Genomic DNA, 346 nt, shown 5'->3' with positions numbered 1-346 from the left:
CGCGTGACCCTAGATACGCCATTGGCCAACGGCGAAGCCATCACCGCCACGGCCACCGATGCCGCTGATAACGTCTCATTAGAGTCGGTACCAGCGCTGGCGCCTGATACCACGGCACCAACGGCGCCAGTGATTGACAGCTTTGACGGCACGATCGTGGCAGGAACCGCTGAAGCGGGCAGTACCGTGACCATTCTCGATGCCAACGATCAACCGATTGGCACGGCCACCGCCGATGGTGCGGGCGACTATCGCGTGACCCTAGATACGCCATTGGCCAACGGCGAAGCCATCACCGCCACGGCCACCGATGCCGCTGATAACGTTTCATTAGAGTCGGCACCAG

1 protein-coding gene is annotated in these 346 nt (G+C 61.6%); it reads left to right on the top strand.

Annotated features, from left to right (window positions below):
• Positions 1 to 346 (top strand): Ig-like domain-containing protein (locus R0K30_RS21335; RefSeq protein WP_410612774.1); only part of this gene is annotated, 346 nt, incomplete at both ends.

It is taken from the genome of Bacillus sp. SIMBA_154, from assembly GCF_046536015.1.
In the GTDB taxonomy this organism is placed as follows: Bacteria; Bacillota; Bacilli; order Bacillales; family Bacillaceae; genus Bacillus; species Bacillus pumilus_P.
Note: the sequence above shows the minus strand (reverse complement) of the source record. Positions and strands in the feature narration are given on the sequence as shown.